This window comes from Pseudoalteromonas shioyasakiensis, from assembly GCF_022398475.1.
In the GTDB taxonomy this organism is placed as follows: Bacteria; Pseudomonadota; Gammaproteobacteria; order Enterobacterales; family Alteromonadaceae; genus Pseudoalteromonas.
This window is the reverse complement of the sequence record NZ_JAKEVM010000026.1, coordinates 1-14884: the sequence shown is the minus strand read 5'-3', so window position 1 is coordinate 14884 and position 14884 is coordinate 1. Positions and strand designations below refer to the sequence as shown.

General features: G+C 42.4%; 12 protein-coding genes and 1 pseudogene. 7 read left to right on the top strand and 6 right to left on the bottom strand.

Annotated features, from left to right (window positions below; genetic code table 11):
• Nucleotides 1-105: 105 nt before the first annotated feature.
• Together L1D51_RS07140 and L1D51_RS07135 are read right to left on the bottom strand one after the other, a co-directional pair.
• Nucleotides 106-504: pseudogene (locus tag L1D51_RS07140) on the bottom strand (Dps family protein); the annotation flags it as partial.
• Nucleotides 505-514: 10 nt separating this feature from the next.
• The gene (locus tag L1D51_RS07135) at nucleotides 515-1054 is read right to left on the bottom strand and encodes an NADPH-dependent FMN reductase (protein ID WP_239963307.1); all 540 of its coding nucleotides are present in this window, start codon (nucleotides 1052-1054) and stop codon (nucleotides 515-517) included.
• Nucleotides 1055-1201: 147 nt separating this feature from the next.
• Here L1D51_RS07135 and L1D51_RS07130 point away from each other — a divergent pair, with 147 nt between their 5' ends.
• Nucleotides 1202-2101 (top strand): LysR family transcriptional regulator, encoded by a 900-nt coding sequence (locus L1D51_RS07130; RefSeq protein WP_239963306.1) that lies wholly within the window; start codon nucleotides 1202-1204, stop codon nucleotides 2099-2101.
• Between the two features lie 73 nt (nucleotides 2102-2174).
• Here the strand turns inward: L1D51_RS07130 and L1D51_RS07125 are convergent, their stop codons facing one another.
• Both L1D51_RS07125 and L1D51_RS21860 read right to left on the bottom strand, forming a co-directional pair.
• Complete coding sequence (locus tag L1D51_RS07125; protein ID WP_239963316.1) at nucleotides 2175-2588, bottom strand: EamA family transporter; 414 nt, start codon at nucleotides 2586-2588, stop codon at nucleotides 2175-2177.
• Nucleotides 2513-2824, bottom strand: coding sequence for a hypothetical protein (locus tag L1D51_RS21860; RefSeq protein ID WP_425605533.1), 312 nt, complete (start codon nucleotides 2822-2824; stop codon nucleotides 2513-2515). The genes L1D51_RS07125 and L1D51_RS21860 overlap by 76 nt, the downstream gene beginning before the upstream one ends.
• A gap of 363 nt (nucleotides 2825-3187) precedes the next feature.
• Between L1D51_RS21860 and L1D51_RS07120 the strand changes: the two genes are divergently transcribed.
• Nucleotides 3188-3988, top strand: coding sequence for a hypothetical protein (locus tag L1D51_RS07120; protein WP_239963305.1), 801 nt, complete (start codon nucleotides 3188-3190; stop codon nucleotides 3986-3988).
• Nucleotides 3989-4384: 396 nt separating this feature from the next.
• Here L1D51_RS07120 and L1D51_RS07115 read toward each other — a convergent pair whose 3' ends face one another.
• Both L1D51_RS07115 and L1D51_RS07110 read right to left on the bottom strand, forming a co-directional pair.
• Nucleotides 4385-5215, bottom strand: a complete 831-nt coding sequence (locus L1D51_RS07115) for a CvfB family protein (protein ID WP_239963304.1) — start codon at nucleotides 5213-5215, stop codon at nucleotides 4385-4387.
• 2 nt (nucleotides 5216-5217) lie between these two features.
• A complete protein-coding gene (locus L1D51_RS07110; RefSeq protein ID WP_054551932.1) occupies nucleotides 5218-6543 on the bottom strand; it encodes a DEAD/DEAH box helicase in 1326 nt (441 codons plus the stop codon).
• A gap of 199 nt (nucleotides 6544-6742) precedes the next feature.
• Between L1D51_RS07110 and trhO the strand changes: the two genes are divergently transcribed.
• The 5 genes from trhO (at nucleotide 6743) to L1D51_RS07085 (ending at nucleotide 14827) form a co-directional block, all read left to right on the top strand.
• A complete protein-coding gene (gene trhO / locus L1D51_RS07105; RefSeq protein WP_055197229.1) occupies nucleotides 6743-7750 on the top strand; it encodes an oxygen-dependent tRNA uridine(34) hydroxylase TrhO in 1008 nt (335 codons plus the stop codon).
• 296 nt (nucleotides 7751-8046) lie between these two features.
• Nucleotides 8047-9057: an efflux RND transporter periplasmic adaptor subunit gene (locus L1D51_RS07100; protein ID WP_425605534.1), complete on the top strand. Its 1011-nt coding sequence runs from the start codon at nucleotides 8047-8049 to the stop codon at nucleotides 9055-9057.
• Between the two features lie 2 nt (nucleotides 9058-9059).
• Nucleotides 9060-12137: an efflux RND transporter permease subunit gene (locus tag L1D51_RS07095; RefSeq protein WP_082401565.1), complete on the top strand. Its 3078-nt coding sequence runs from the start codon at nucleotides 9060-9062 to the stop codon at nucleotides 12135-12137.
• 84 nt (nucleotides 12138-12221) lie between these two features.
• Nucleotides 12222-14120: a DUF294 nucleotidyltransferase-like domain-containing protein gene (locus L1D51_RS07090; RefSeq protein ID WP_239963303.1), complete on the top strand. Its 1899-nt coding sequence runs from the start codon at nucleotides 12222-12224 to the stop codon at nucleotides 14118-14120.
• A complete protein-coding gene (locus L1D51_RS07085; RefSeq protein WP_239963302.1) occupies nucleotides 14120-14827 on the top strand; it encodes a 3'-5' exonuclease in 708 nt (235 codons plus the stop codon). Before L1D51_RS07090 ends, L1D51_RS07085 begins: the two co-directional genes overlap by 1 nt.
• Nucleotides 14828-14884: the final 57 nt, after the last annotated feature.

The window sequence follows — 14884 nt, the reverse complement described above, 5'->3', positions numbered from 1 at the left end:
CTCAACGTTATAATGTTAAGTTATAGCGACGAATTTGACTCACAGTATTGAACGTAACATCCAAGCTGTTTTTTCATGCTCTCGCATTCGATCAGAGACCAATTAAGCATAAGATTCATCATCCTCATCCTGAGCCAATTTCAGAACGTCTCGACAAGTCTTGACCACTTGCTCATGAGAACGAACAAGAATAGACACCATTTGTTCTGCTGAGGGCACGCCATCTACTTCAGAAACTGAGCTAAGGTCGACGAAAGCTTTGTAAGTCCCTAGCGCAACTTCACCTAGTGTTCGGATTCGTTTAGCAATGTCATCGACGGCGATTGCCAATGCGTTGTATTGCTCTTCGAACATAAGATGTAGTTCGCGAAATTGGGGGCCAATAACGTTCCAGTGGAAATTATGCGTTTGCAAATACAAAGTGTAGGAGTCTGCCAGAAGGCGTTTAAGCGCTTCTCCAATCACAAAACGATCCTGTTCGTTTATACCAGTATCCACATTCATACCTACGCTCCTATAGTGCGTTTTCAAAGGAAGACATCAGCGCTTCCAGTTCAACTTTAGTCGCTACGTCAAACTCACCATCGTGAATTCTTTCCTGATAACTCCCTAAACTGTAGATTCCTTTAACGTCGCCACCCCACCATGGCATTAGCTCCGCCATCGTTCTGAGATTGGTCGCGCCGCCATTCGGCCCAGGAGAAGTACTGACTAAAAGAACGGGTTTCTTATCGTCACCAAAGAAGGATTTACCTGGTTCAGCAACACGTGAAAGCCAGTCAATGACATTCTTTAAAAATGCAGGCATAGAGCCATTGTGCTCAGGAGAAGCAATAATCAGCGCATCGTGTTCATTCATCATTTGTCTCAATGTGATGATGTCGGCTGGTATACCTTTTGACTCTGCATCAATACCGTACATTGGCAAATCGAAATCTTTCAATTCGATGATGGTCACTTCAGTTAGGGTGGCTTTTTCAGCTAAGGAGCGAATCAGAGTATTATGGATTGACTGACTGTGATTACTTCCCGAGAGCGCGAGTATCTTTTTCATGAGTTAGTCCTATTAGGTATTTAAGGTCAACACCTCAGTGTTGGTGATTACAATAAATACTAATTGACTAGCATTGGTAAATAAACTATATGTTAGTAACCACATAGTTTACTTTTGGTAAACAATAAGAGTTTAAATGAGGTTGAAGTGGATAAAATAAGGGCGCTAACTGTTTTCAGAAGGGTTGTGGAACTCGGAAGCTTCAAAGCTGCAGCTGAAGATTTAAGTCTGTCAAAAGCAGCCGTTAGTAAGAATATCAATGAGTTGGAAGACTATCTTAAAAGCCCTCTGATAAACCGAACTACGCGTAACATGCACATAACGGATAATGGTCAACTTTACTACAATCAGGTTTGCAACATATTAGATGATCTGAAACATGCTGATTTGTCAGTCATCGAGTCGTCTCATACGTTAAAAGGATCACTGAAAATAAGCGTTCCTATGTCGTTAGGAATTTTAGAAATTAACCCCATCGTTTGTGAATTCATGCACCAATATCCTGATTTGTCTATTGAAGTTTTCATGAGTGACCAATATGTCGATCTCATCGACTCAGGCATTGATATAGCGATTCGAGGGGGGGGAGAATTAAGCAATTCTAGTCTAAGATCCCGAAAGCTTATCGATATGAGACGAGTGCTTTGTGCTTCTCCTGAGTATCTTTCAAAATCCAGCGAGATTCTTAAGCCAGAAGACCTCGCTCATCATAAGTGCCTCATATACAGTTTTTCTTCGTCAGCAAGACGTTGGCTATTCAGAAATGAGGATGAAGTCAAAGAGATCGAGCTTCCATCAAGTTCTTATGTAGTAAATAATGGATTAGCGCTCAAGCAAACAGCGTGCTCAGGCCATGGTATTTTATTGCTGCCGGATTTATTCGTTAAAGGCGAGTTAGAATCTGGGGAATTAGTTGAGGTTTTATCGATGTGGCAAGCTGATAGGCATTCACTGTATGTTGTTTATCCTTTCCATAAAGAGCAATCTCAAAAAGTCAGGACTTTTATTGATTTTGTCGTCAAACACTTCGAAAACAAACAGCACTAGCCTTCATCTTCTCTTGTCAAATTGATTACCTGAGCATGAAAACGCCACCTTTGTGAGAAGGTGGCCAGATTTTTCAACAGACTTGATTTCGCTCGGCCTGACTATTCGACACTTGCAATACCACAGTAGAAAGAATGGATAGTGCAATACCTGGATATACAGTTGTGGGTATATTCTTTCCCTCAAATAACAACATGATAGAAGCAACAAATACAGGACTTAGATAAATATAAGCCATCACTTTTGCAGGCCCCAGTACAACGGTGGTTTTGTAGATGATAAAGGTTGAGAGCAATGTCGCAAACAAAGCGAGGTATAGCATGTGCAAGGCAAGCTCGGCATTTAATGCAAACCAGTTTAGTGGTTGATGGAATACAAACAACGCCAGCAACATCCAGAAGGTACCGCCAATCAGAGTACAAAACACGGTAACGATGGTTTCTTCTCCACGATGAAAAACTTTCCTCGAGACAGAAAAGCACACCATAGACATACACCCGAGCAAAACAAAATATCCCCTTTGTTGAGGTTTAGTCTCAATAATGTCTCTAAATCTCCTTCCACAACCACCCAACATGTCCCGACAGCCCCTACCAAATAAACGCCAAGCATCTGAATAGATAATTTTTCCTTAAAGAGGAAAACACTAACAATGGCAGTAATAAATGGCACTAATGTATACAGTGTGCCTGTGTTTAATGCCGTGGATGTCTGCAAAGCCATGAACATACATATAAAAAAGATCCTGCAACCAGCGCTGTCACTGATAAGGACAAAAGGTGATATTTAATATTTTTCACATCAAGGCCATCTATTTTAAGGGGATAAATACTTTACTAGTGCTCAAGCACCAAAGACTTAACCATAACAGCCGTATTGAGTAATTAAAGCTCCATTTAGTAACTTAACTGTTAACCAAAGAGAAATAGTTTGTAGTAATTTACTCCTTACTAATACGTTTCCATATTGTCAGTTCACTATTGGTAAACAATTTATTTACCTGAATGCTGTTTATCTTATTTGGCGCGACTCCTACACTTAGGCCTGAAAACACAACTCATCGTCCTATAATCTAGAGGAGAGCGAATGATGAATAAATGGGTCAACTTAGTATTAGTGAGCGTGATTGCCACTATGCCCGTCGGACAAAGCGTAGCAAAAACAATGTCAACTGAGGGTCAACTGAAACTATCTTACAGTGATGGTAGAGTGCCAACTCAAGGTGTTGAGAGAGTCAACGAAGTGCTCAAAACTATTGGTGTACGAGTAAGTACCGTTTCACTGCCTGAACAAGCCAAGCCTATCCTGGAAATATCCAAAAAAAGAGCCATTACAAAGGAAGAAAGTGAAAAGCTAATTTCGCTATTTTCTATGCACCGTGGAGACTTATTGGAGCAAATTAAAAAAGCTGGCCGAGTACCAGAGGCACACAGAGGTGGTTTCCTATCAACGTCTGAAGTTGGCGTTGCTCCATACCCTAAAGTTTATGATATGAAAGCAATGACTCCAGAAGTCATGCACTTTCTACAAGAAAAATTCGGTAAGTTGCACGTTAACAGCTCAGACGACGGTGTAGGTATTGATGAAGTCATGACCATCGTGTCTGGTGGCCCATGGACTTGGTTCTTTGTATTACCAGACAATGTGATTGGTAAACTGACACTGGGTCACGTTTCATTAGATGGTGATGCGTGGCGAATCAGCTACCCAGGTCTTGTACCTCATGGTGGGTTCTTAGATACACCTTATGGCTTGGTTGTCGCCTATGCACACGGCCCTAAAAACTTTGTTATGCGTTATGAAGAACCGAGTGTTGAAGGGGCGGAAACGCTGGGTACTAACTCATGGATCGACTTCAGCGGCGATATTCCGAAGCTACTGGATTAATATCAAAAACGCGACAAATCCAGACTAACGAAAAAACTGACTCGGCTCGCTTGCTGAGTCTTTTTTATTTTTAGCTATCATTGCTTTGGTTAACGAAGTGGCCTTGATGAGTGTAACTTTTCCAAGTTTGTAGGATTAGACTAGATATGGCAAAACCGCATGAACAGATGATGGGGGCGCAAAAACTCTAAGTGGAAATGAGGCATAAATGAGTTAAACCAGAAAGGTAGCTTCTGTCGTAATGCCGACTTTTACTTTTAAATGAAAATACTCAAAATAGTGTTAGAAAATTTACCGCGCCTATTTGTTACCTCGCAACTCGCAACTCGCAACTCGCAACTCGCAACTCGCAACTCGCAACTCGCAACTCGCAACTCGCAACTCGCAACTCGCAACTTACTTCAATCTAATCGATGTCGCTTCAATATCAATCAAACCTTGCTTAAACAAACCGCCAATGGCTTTTTTGTAGTTTGCTTTACTGGTTGAGAAAGTCTTTTTAATTGCTTCAGGGTCTGACTTATCACCTAGGTGAAGTACGCCGCCTTCGGCTTTTAATTTAGCTAAGATTTTTTCGCCTAAGTCGTTTACTTTACCCATACCTGGCTTTTCAAGGAGTACGTCGATTTTGCCGTCTTCACGTACTTTTTGAATAAAGCCTTTTAAGCGTTGGCCAACAAACAGCTTTTTAAATACCGTGTTGTAATAAACAACGCCAATGTGAGCTTCGTTTACAAGTACTTTGTAGCCTAGGTCTGTTTTACCGGCAACGATTAAGTCAACTTCTTCCATTACAGAGTAAGTTGGTTCATCTTTCGATAAAAACTTATTAAAGTTGCTCGATGCACAAATACGTTGGCTGGCGTTATCGAGGTATAAACGTACAAGATACGAAAAGCCGTCTTTCATTTTTGGCTTTTGTTCGTTGTATGGCGCTAGTACGTCTTTTTCGAGGCCCCAATCCATAAACGCACCAGTGCTATTGATTGCTTTAACACGTAGTAGGGCAAATTCGCCCACTTCAGCTAAAGGTTTTTTTGTAGTGCCAGTTGGGTGACCTGCGTGATCTAAGTAAATGAATACTTGCACGCTGTCGCCAGCTTCTAGTTCGTAATCAATTTCTTTGCTTGGTAAGAATACTTCGCCTAAATCACGGCCATCTAAATAAGCACCTTCGTTAGACATTTCGTTAACAAAAAGGGTTTGTGTGGTTCCTAAAATACTCATTGTTATTCCTGTTCTGGCTTTTTCTTACGGCGCATTGGAGCAAAACCATCTACATCAATTGGTGCTTGAATAGGGGCTTTTGGCTTTTTAGGGGCTGCTTTGCGTTTTGGTTTTGCAGGTTTAGCAGCCACTTTTTTCTCTGCTTTTTTCCAAACTGTGTTTGGTTTTTTCTCACGCAGACCTTTAAATTTACCAACAAGGCCGTCAACGGTGAAAAAGCTTAATTCATCATTTAAAAATGCTTTAATTGCTTTGTAGCTTGGCCAATCTTTCGGGCCCACTAACGAAATAGCAGTTCCTTTAAAGCCTGCGCGACCAGTACGACCAATACGGTGCACATACTCTTCAGCATGTTTTGGTAGATCGAAATTAATTACGTGGGTTACGCTTAATAAATCAAGACCACGTGATGCAACATCAGTGGTGATTAAGATTTTAAAGTTTTCACGGCTGAAGGCGTCCATAATTTCTAGGCGTTTGGCCTGTGTTAAGTCACCCGCAAGCGCTTGCGCTTTAAAGCCTTTATCATTTAATAGCTGGCTTAAACGCTGAGTGTCGGCACGTGTTGCGGTGAAAATAATGCACTGGCCAACATTGTCTTGTTTTACAAAGTGCTCAAGTAGAGCTTCTTTGTGATCTAAGTGATCAGCTAAATAAAGTTGCTGGGTAATGTCACTATGTTGCTCGTTAGAAGCACTTAACAGAATTTGTTTTGGCGAACGTAAAAGGTTACGTGACAGGGCATCAACTTGTGCATGGTCAAGAGTTGCAGAAAACAATAACGTTTGGCGTAAACGGTGATCAGCAAGCTCGTTAATCATTTTAACTTGATCGGTAAAACCTAAATCTAAGATACGGTCAGCTTCATCAAAAATTAACAGCTCTAAGCCTGAAAGCTGTAATGAGCGTTGACTCAAGTGGTCAGCTAAACGACCCGGTGTGCCCACCACAAAATGTGGATCTTTACGAAGAGCCTTTATTTGGTCATTAAAGTTTTCACCACCCAGTACTTTTACAGCACTAATATTTGTACCAGCAATTAATAGCCTTAATTGGCTGTACACTTGGGTTGCTAATTCGCGGGTAGGCGCAACGATTAAAACGCGAGGGTCGCGTTTACTGAGTGCTTTTTGTTTCATTACGCGCTGTACAGCAGGTAATAAAAACGCCAGCGTTTTGCCCGATCCTGTTTTTGACTGTGCAAAAATATCATGGCCTGCGATAGCTGTTGGTACCGCGTGAGCTTGAATGTCAGTGGGCTGGGTGATGCCTTGATGCGCAAGTTGTTTTTCGAGGCGTGTATCAATCCCAAGTTCAGTAAAATGCAATGCGTAATCTCCGATGAGCAAAATTTGTAAATCCTGTTCATTATAACGCACTTGCCTCACTTGGAGACAGTAAAAACACAGCTATTTCGCATCAGTTTTTGCAATTATCGCTAATTCGCGTAAAATACGCGCCCTCAATGCGCCGGATTTGCGATTCGGTTAACGCCCCACATGGGCATTTAAAGCAAAAGGTAAAACCATGACTGCTGTTCATAAAGACAATGTAACTAGCGAGCACTTTGTTGTTTGCGCACTTTACAAATTTGTAGCCCTTCCTGATTTTGAAGCGATTCGCCAACCACTACTTAAAGTAATGGAAGACAATGAAGTACGCGGTACTTTGTTACTTGCGGCTGAAGGTATCAACGGTACTGTTTCTGCTAAACGTGAAGGTATCGATAACCTACTTGCATGGTTAGATTCACAACCAAACCTAGACAACATCGTGACTAAAGAGTCATACGATGACGAATGCCCGTTCTACCGTACTAAGGTAAAACTGAAAAAAGAAATCGTAACTATGGGTGTTGAAGGTATCGACCCACGTGAAGTTGTGGGTACATACGTAAAACCAGCTGACTGGAATGCGTTAATTTCAGACCCAGAAGTGATTCTTATCGATACACGTAACGATTACGAAATCGAAATTGGTACTTTCCAAAATGCGGTTGATCCAAACACTAAAACATTCCGCGAATTCCCAGCGTGGGCGAAAGAAAACCTAGACCCAGAAAAGCACAAGAAAGTGGCGATGTTCTGTACCGGTGGTATTCGCTGTGAAAAATCAACTGCGTACATGAAAGAGCAAGGCTTTGACGAAGTATTCCACCTTGAAGGTGGTATTCTTAAGTACTTAGAAGAAGTACCAAAAGAAGAAACCATGTGGGAAGGTGAGTGTTTTGTTTTTGATAACCGTGTAGCGGTAAATCACGACTTACAAAAAGGCTCTTACGACCAATGTCACGCATGTCGTATGCCTATCACTGAAGAAGAAAAGCAAAAGCCTGAATACATGGAAGGTGTATCGTGTCATCACTGTCACGACAGCCTAACAGAAGAGCAACGTGCACGTTTTGCTGAGCGTCAAAAGCAAATCGAATTAGCACAAGCGCGTGGCGAAGGTCACATCGGTAATGAAGCGCAAGAAGTTCTTCGTAAGCGTAAAGAAGCTAAAAAAGCGCAAAAAGAAGCACAGCGCCAACAGTAATTGTTAGCTTTATGAATTGATAGAAACCCCAGCATAGTCTGGGGTTTTTTTATGCCTATTCAAAAAGAACAAATAATTGATCAATCTGATTGTGTAGAGGTAACCATAGCAAGCGAAGCACACTTAAAAGAGGTCGATTCATCACATTGTCGTTTCTAATTAGAAAACACAGGCGATGTATGGGTTTATTTCACCTTGGCTAATTGTTTATTAAACGAAGTCAGCTTTTTATTGATCACAAAGCTGTTACACTTCGTAACAATTAAAACGATTCTTATTTAGGTGAAATTTTGACAATTGGCAAATTACATACATGGACTTTAATTGCCTGTACTAGTTGTGTTTCCGTCGCTGAGGCGGCTAATGTAGTTGTAGAATCAGTGTCTGTTGAAAAGTCTAAACAACAGATAAAAGCAGTGGGTAATGCTGAAGCAATTCACTCAGTCACTCTTTACCCAGCCGTTGGGGACAGAGTCACTGCTGTTTACTTTAAACCAGGCGATAACGTTGCCAAAGGTGACTTACTATTAGAGCTTGATTCTCGTAGACAAAAAGCAGCGTTGATCGAAGCTGAAATTACTTTAAAAGATGCTGAGCGCACCATGAAAAGGCTTGAAGAAAGCCACGCTCGTGGTGCGGTGCCGCAAAGTGATTTAGATGATGCGAAAACGCTTTATGAGCTTGCAAAAGTCCAGTTAATGCAAGCGAAAACAGAGCGTGAAGACCGCGAAGTTCGTGCTCCTTTTAGTGGTGTTATGGGTTTAACTGACGTCGAAGTAGGCGACAGGATCACAACCCAAACAGCCATTGCCACCATCGATGATATTTCTGAGCTTTATATCAATTTTAATGCCCCAGAGGCCGCTATTTCATTGCTTAAGCAAAAATCCTCGGTCGAAGTGGTGCCTTGGTTAGGCGATAAAGCTTACACGGCTAAGGTGGCAGAGCTTGATTCGCGTATCAATGCGCAAACCCGCACTCTTAGAACAAAAGCCAAACTTGATAATAATGCCCAGCAATTTATGCCGGGTATGAGCTTTCGTGTACACATAAATATTCTAGGTGAAGAGCTTGCTGTAGTACCTGAAGCTGCGATGATGTGGGGGGCAGCAGGCCCTTACGTATGGAAGAGTGTCGACAAAAAAGCAACTCGTGTTGATGTTAAAATTGAGCAGCGTTTAGCAGGGCGCTTGTTAGTCTCTGGTGGCTTAAACGAAGGCGACTTATTGGTGACAGAAGGAGTTCAACGCCTAAGACCTAATCAAGAGCTTAATTTCATCAATGAAGTGCAGCTAGCCAAGGAGTAATGATGAAACAGCAACCTATGATGGAAGACTTACCATCAATGGCGATACGTCGCCCTGTTTTAATTGTGGTACTTAACTTACTCATTATTATCGCCGGTATTGCAGCAATAGCAGGGGTTGAAGTACGTGAGCTACCTGATGTTGATAGACCTCGTATTACTGTATCAGCGTCTTTTCCTGGTGGTTCACCGGAGACCGTAGATACCGAAGTAACCAGTAAGCTAGAAGGGGCGGTTGCTAGGGTAAGTGGTGTAAAGTCGATTCGTGCGCAAAGTGAAGAAAACAATGCTCGTATCGTGGTTGAGTTTCGCCCCGGTGTAAATTTAGATGATGCTGCAAACGAAACGCGTGAATCGGTAGCCCGTGTGCAGCGAGAATTACCCGAAGAAGTTGAACGGGTATCAATTATTAAAGCCGATAACGATGCCGAAGCGGTTGTATCGTTAACGGTATCAAGTGATAGCTTATCCCTTGAGGCACTGACAGAGCGTGTTGATGTCGACTTAGCTCCGCAGTTTTTAACCATTCCTGGCGTTGCTGATGTTCGTTTAAATGGCGACCGTGAGCGGGTGCTTAGAGTGCGCATCGACCCACTAAAACTAAGCAGCTTTAACCTTACCGTACCAGATATTGCCAACGTACTTCGTCAGGCTCCCTTTGATGTGCCTGCAGGTAGTTTAAAATCAAGCGATCAACAGGTAATTGTTCGTGCTGATGCAACGTCAATTTCTGCTGAACAAGTAGCCGATATCATTGTACGAGACGATACCCGTATTGGCGATGTTGCGGCTGTTTACTTTGGCCCAGCCGATCCGCGTTCATTCGTAAGGCTGAATGGCACACCTGTGATTGGCATGGAAATTATTCGTCAGGCGCAATCTAATACCATTGAAATTTCTGATGAAGTGCTAACTTTAATCGAACGTATGCGAGTGCGTTTTCCTGAAATGGAATTTACTTTAACCTCTGACGATGCGCAGTTTATCAGAAGCTCAGTTGATGAAGTTATTAACTCACTGTTACTAACCGTGCTGTTAGTGGTGATCACACTGTGGGTGTTTATTGGCTCATGGCGCGCAACGCTGGTTCCTGCATTTGCGATACCTGTTGCATTAATTGGCTCTTTAGCACTTATTTGGGCGCTTGGTTTCTCAATTAATATTCTTACCTTGCTTGCACTCGTGTTAGCTACAGGCCTAATTGTAGATGATGCCATTGTGGTAAGTGAAAACATACAACGTCAGCGGGGCTTAGGTCTTGGTCGTCGAGCAGCTGCAGTGGTTGGTACCCGTGAAGTATTCTTTGCTGTTGTGGCAACAACCGCTGTATTGGCTGCGGTATTTGTGCCTATCGCTTTTTTACCATCAACAGCAGGGCGACTATTTAGAGAGTTTGGTGGGGTATTAGCTGGCGCTGTTATCATATCAAGCTTTGTAGCGCTGTCTTTGGTCCCTGCGCTGACATCCAAACTGAAATTAAAGCAGGGCGGTTTTCATCCATTTGCAAAAGTTGGTCATGTGTTAGCCGCTGTTTATAAGCGCACAATACATGGTGTACTTGAACATGCATGGCTTACCTTTTTTGCGTGTTTGTTGGTCGCTGCAGGCTCTGGTGCACTGTATTTCAATTTAGATAACGAGTTATTACCAACAGAAGATCGCGGTAAAATTCGTATTTTTGCCCGTGGTCCAGATGGTGTAGGCCTAAATTTTATGGACAGGCAAGCGGTGCAAATGGAAGATATCTTACTGCCGTATGTTGAGAGTGGTGATATTGAGTCTATTTACACTGTGGTTGGGCAATGGGATCCAAATATTGTATTTATTACTGTGCCGCTTAAACATTGGGATGAACGTCATTTTAGTCAGCAAGAAATTATCAATAAAATACGTGAACCTCTAGGGAATATTCCTGGTGCGGCTGGTTACCCAGGTGGCTCAAATAGTTTGAACCTACGTGGTCAAGGCGGTGGTATTGAGCTTGCCTTATTAGGGCAAGACTACCTCGAGATATTTAAAGCCGCGCAAGATTTTTCTGCTGAAATTGAAAAAGCAGTACCAGAAGTAGCTCCTGTGCGTATTTCATATCAGCCGTCACAGCCACAATTACGGGTTAATATTGATAGACGTCGTGCTGAAGAGCTTGGCGTATCGCTCAATGATATCTCTGTGACACTTCGCGCTGCAATCAATGGTGATGATATCGCCGATTTAAATATTGGTGACCAATCAATCCCGATTATGCTGCAAGCACAAAATCAAACTATCACTAACCCAAGCGATTTAGCTAACTTGTATGTTGGTGGCCGTAATGGTCAACTAGTGCCACTGAGTAGTGTGGCAACGATTACTGAAGAAGGTGTTGCAGCAGAGCTTGAGCGCCACGCGCAGCGCCGTGCTATTGAACTGAGTATGGAAATGCCTGAGGGCGTAACTATTGCTGAGCTGGTTACAAAAATCCGTGATATTTCCGAGCAATCTTTACCTGCAGGCATCAGCTTGGCGTTTAAAGGTGAGGCATTAACCTTTGAAGAAACAGCCAATGAAGTATTAGTGACCTATGTTCTGGCCTTTTTAATTGTTCTTCTGGTATTGGCTGCACAATTTGAAAGTGTGAATAGTGCAATCGTTGTTATGATCACAGTACCGTTTGGTATTACATCTGCAATTCTAGCGCTGTATCTAACAGGTACATCATTAAACATTTACTCGCAAATTGGTTTAGTGATGCTGATTGGTCTAATTGCTAAAAATGCCATCTTGCTAGTGGAGTTTGCTGATCAATTACGTGACCAAGGACGCTCGGTTAGAGTTGCGGTAGAAGAGGCTGCACTAGTGCGCCTTCGCCCAATTGCGATGACACTGGTTTCAACCTTACTGGGTGCATTACCACTTATTTTATCTACCGGCGCAGGGGCTGAAGCTCGTAACGCCATTGGTTGGGTGGTATTTGGCGGCTTAGCACTGGCGGTGTTATTTACCCTGTATTTAACGCCTGTTATTTATCTTGGTTTAGCCCGCTTTACTAAACCAAGGGGAGATGAGTCGAAACTTCTGGCTGAAGAGTTAGAAAAGGCTTAATCCTACTTAATTGGCTATTTTTTCTTTGAAAAAATAGCCAATTACCCTCACAATTAAATCAAATGGTTTAATCTAGGTACGCGTATGCAAGCCGAACACGTCGATATCGCCCAATTTCTTTCTGATCATGCTCCATTTGATGATCTTCCTGAAGAGGCAGTAAATAAACTCGCAGCACAAATCGAAATCGCTTATTTTCGCGCAGGCACAGAAATATTAAATTATGGCGAAGATATCGCTGATTTATATGTCATACGCAGTGGTGCCGTTGAAATGTATCGCCGTGACGGTGATTTATACAACCGTTTAACTATCGGTGGGATCTTTGGTTCAATGGGCCTTCTTATGAACCGTAAAGTGCGGTTTCCGGCAAAGGCGCTTGAAGATACCTTAGTTTATTGCATCAATGTTAAGTTGTTTAACGAGTTTTGTGATGAGTACGAAGTGTTCGCCGATTTCTTTGAAGCCGATGGTAATGTGCGCCTTCACCAAGCAATTGTTGAACAAGCTGACAGCAATGATTTAACAACTGCTAAGGTTAAGTCGCTTCTTCATCGTGATGTTGTCACTGTGGCAAAAGATGCCTCAGTGCAAATGGTTGCGCAATTGATGACGCAAGAGTCGGTATCGTCTGTGCTGGTTACTGATGCCGATAAACCAATCAGTGATGATCCTGATGACGACGACGGCCAAGTAGTTGGCATCATTACCGACCGTGACTTACGTACCAGCGTGATTGCTGAAGGGTTAAGTTACGAAGCGCCAGCCGCGCAAATAATGCAAAAGGACTTAGTACTTCTTGATAGCAATGCGTATGTGTTTGAAGCCGTGCTTGCAATGCTCAGAGATAATATTCACCACCTGCCTGTAGTCGTTAAGAAAAAACCGATTGGCGTTATTTCGTTATCAGATATTTTACGCTACGAGTCGCAAAGTAGCTTATTGTTAGTACGCGGCATATTAGCTCAGCAATCGGTTGAAGATTTAGCTCACTATGCAAGGCAGCTGCCTAATGTGTTTGTACGCATGGTTAACGAAGACGCTAACTCACACATGATTGGTACCGCAATGGCTGTAATAGGGCGTACCTTCAAACAGCGTTTACTTGATTTAGCTGAAGAAAAGTTTGGCCCACCGCCGGTTCCTTATTGCTTTATCGCTCTAGGTTCAATGGCGCGTGATGAGCAATTAATTGTAACTGACCAAGATAATGCCATTATCCTTGATAATAATTTTAACGAGGAGTTACATGACGAGTACTTCCAGAAATTGGCTGATTTTGTTTGTGACGGTTTAGCTGAGTGTGGCTACAAGTATTGTGAAGGCGAAATTATGGCGTCATTTAAAAAGTGGCGTTTAACACGCGAGCAGTGGAAAGAGCAATTTGCAGATTGGATGGCCGAACCTAAACCGCAGGCTTTGTTACACAGCTCGATCTTTTTTGATTTAGACGGTGTTTACGGTAAAAACAAATGGGCCGATGAGCTCAAACGCTTTATCGCAACAGAAGGGCGTAAGAATAAACGTTTCTTAGCAAACCTTGCAGCGAATGCGCGTAACAGAACACCGCCTTTAGGTTTCTTTAAAGACTTTGTGTTAGAGCATAATGGACAACACAAGCGCTCTATGAACTTAAAACGCCGCGGTACAGCGCCTTTATCTGACGTAATACGCGTGCACGCATTAGCGATAGGCAGCCGTAAACAAAATTCATTCGAGCGTTTAGAGGATATTATCGAAGCTAAATTACTCCCTGATGGTAAAGCACAAGATTTACGAGACGCCCTAGAATACATTGCCATGATCAGAATTAGACACCAAGCATGGCAAATAGAAAAGCTTGATGAAGCGCCAGATAACGACTTAGAGCCTCATTTACTTTCTCCTTTTGAGCAGCGTAATCTCAAAGAGGCGTTTGCCATTTTAGATAAAGCGCAGAATTTCCTTAAATTCAGATATTCTGCCAACACTGGGATGAAGTAATGGCAAAACAAGGCGCGAAACTTGATTGGCCGACTCGGTATCAACAGTTATTAGCACAGAGCAAACAGCCACTAATTAAAGCATTTTATGAATCAGCTCTTTGTGATTTAAACATGCCTATTAGCGATGTTCCCTTCGTTGCACTTGATTTTGAGACAACCGGTCTAAATTATCAAGATGACGATATCGTCAGTGTTGGTTTAATCCCATTCAATACTAAGCGTATTTTTTGTAAAGATAGCCAACACTGGATTGTTCAACCAAGGCGTAAGCTCGCTGAAGAGTCGATTGTTATTCATGGTATAACTCACTCAGAAGTGAGTGATGCACCAGACTTTTCAACAATTATGGAGCCATTGTTAGCAGCATTAAAAGGCAAAATTATTGTGGTGCATTTTGCACCCATTGAAAGGCATTTTTTATATCAAGCGTTGCAAGCACGCTTAGGTGAAGGGCTTGAATTTGCAGTTATTGATACGTTGGATCTAGAAACTCGTGCTCTTCGAGCAAAACAGGGGTTACTAGGGCGATTATTTAACTCTAAGCTTGATTCTGTGCGCTTAGCAGACTCTCGTATTCGTTATTCGTTACCTGCGTATCAAAACCACAACGCACTGAATGATGCCACAGCCACCGCAGAGCTGCTACAAGCGCAAATAGCTTACCACTACCGCCAAGATACACCGCTAAGCGAATTACTCATATAGCGCCAATAGCAACGGCTTTTGCCGGTTAATTTAAATTATCTGAGCAAAGCTTATAAA

What these genes read in the sequence shown, in the direction of transcription:
- L1D51_RS07115 (WP_239963304.1), bottom strand. Translation starts at nt 5,215, where the DNA reads ATGAGTATTTTAGGAACCACACAAACCCTTTTTGTTAACGAAATGTCT.
- L1D51_RS07120 (WP_239963305.1), top strand. Translation starts at nt 3,188, where the DNA reads ATGATGAATAAATGGGTCAACTTAGTATTAGTGAGCGTGATTGCCACT.
- L1D51_RS07095 (WP_082401565.1), top strand. Translation starts at nt 9,060, where the DNA reads ATGAAACAGCAACCTATGATGGAAGACTTACCATCAATGGCGATACGT.
- L1D51_RS07125 (WP_239963316.1), bottom strand. Translation starts at nt 2,588, where the DNA reads ATGGTGTGCTTTTCTGTCTCGAGGAAAGTTTTTCATCGTGGAGAAGAA.
- L1D51_RS21860 (WP_425605533.1), bottom strand. Translation starts at nt 2,824, where the DNA reads ATGGCTTTGCAGACATCCACGGCATTAAACACAGGCACACTGTATACA.
- L1D51_RS07085 (WP_239963302.1), top strand. Translation starts at nt 14,120, where the DNA reads ATGGCAAAACAAGGCGCGAAACTTGATTGGCCGACTCGGTATCAACAG.
- L1D51_RS07090 (WP_239963303.1), top strand. Translation starts at nt 12,222, where the DNA reads ATGCAAGCCGAACACGTCGATATCGCCCAATTTCTTTCTGATCATGCT.
- trhO (WP_055197229.1), top strand. Translation starts at nt 6,743, where the DNA reads ATGACTGCTGTTCATAAAGACAATGTAACTAGCGAGCACTTTGTTGTT.
- L1D51_RS07135 (WP_239963307.1), bottom strand. Translation starts at nt 1,054, where the DNA reads ATGAAAAAGATACTCGCGCTCTCGGGAAGTAATCACAGTCAGTCAATC.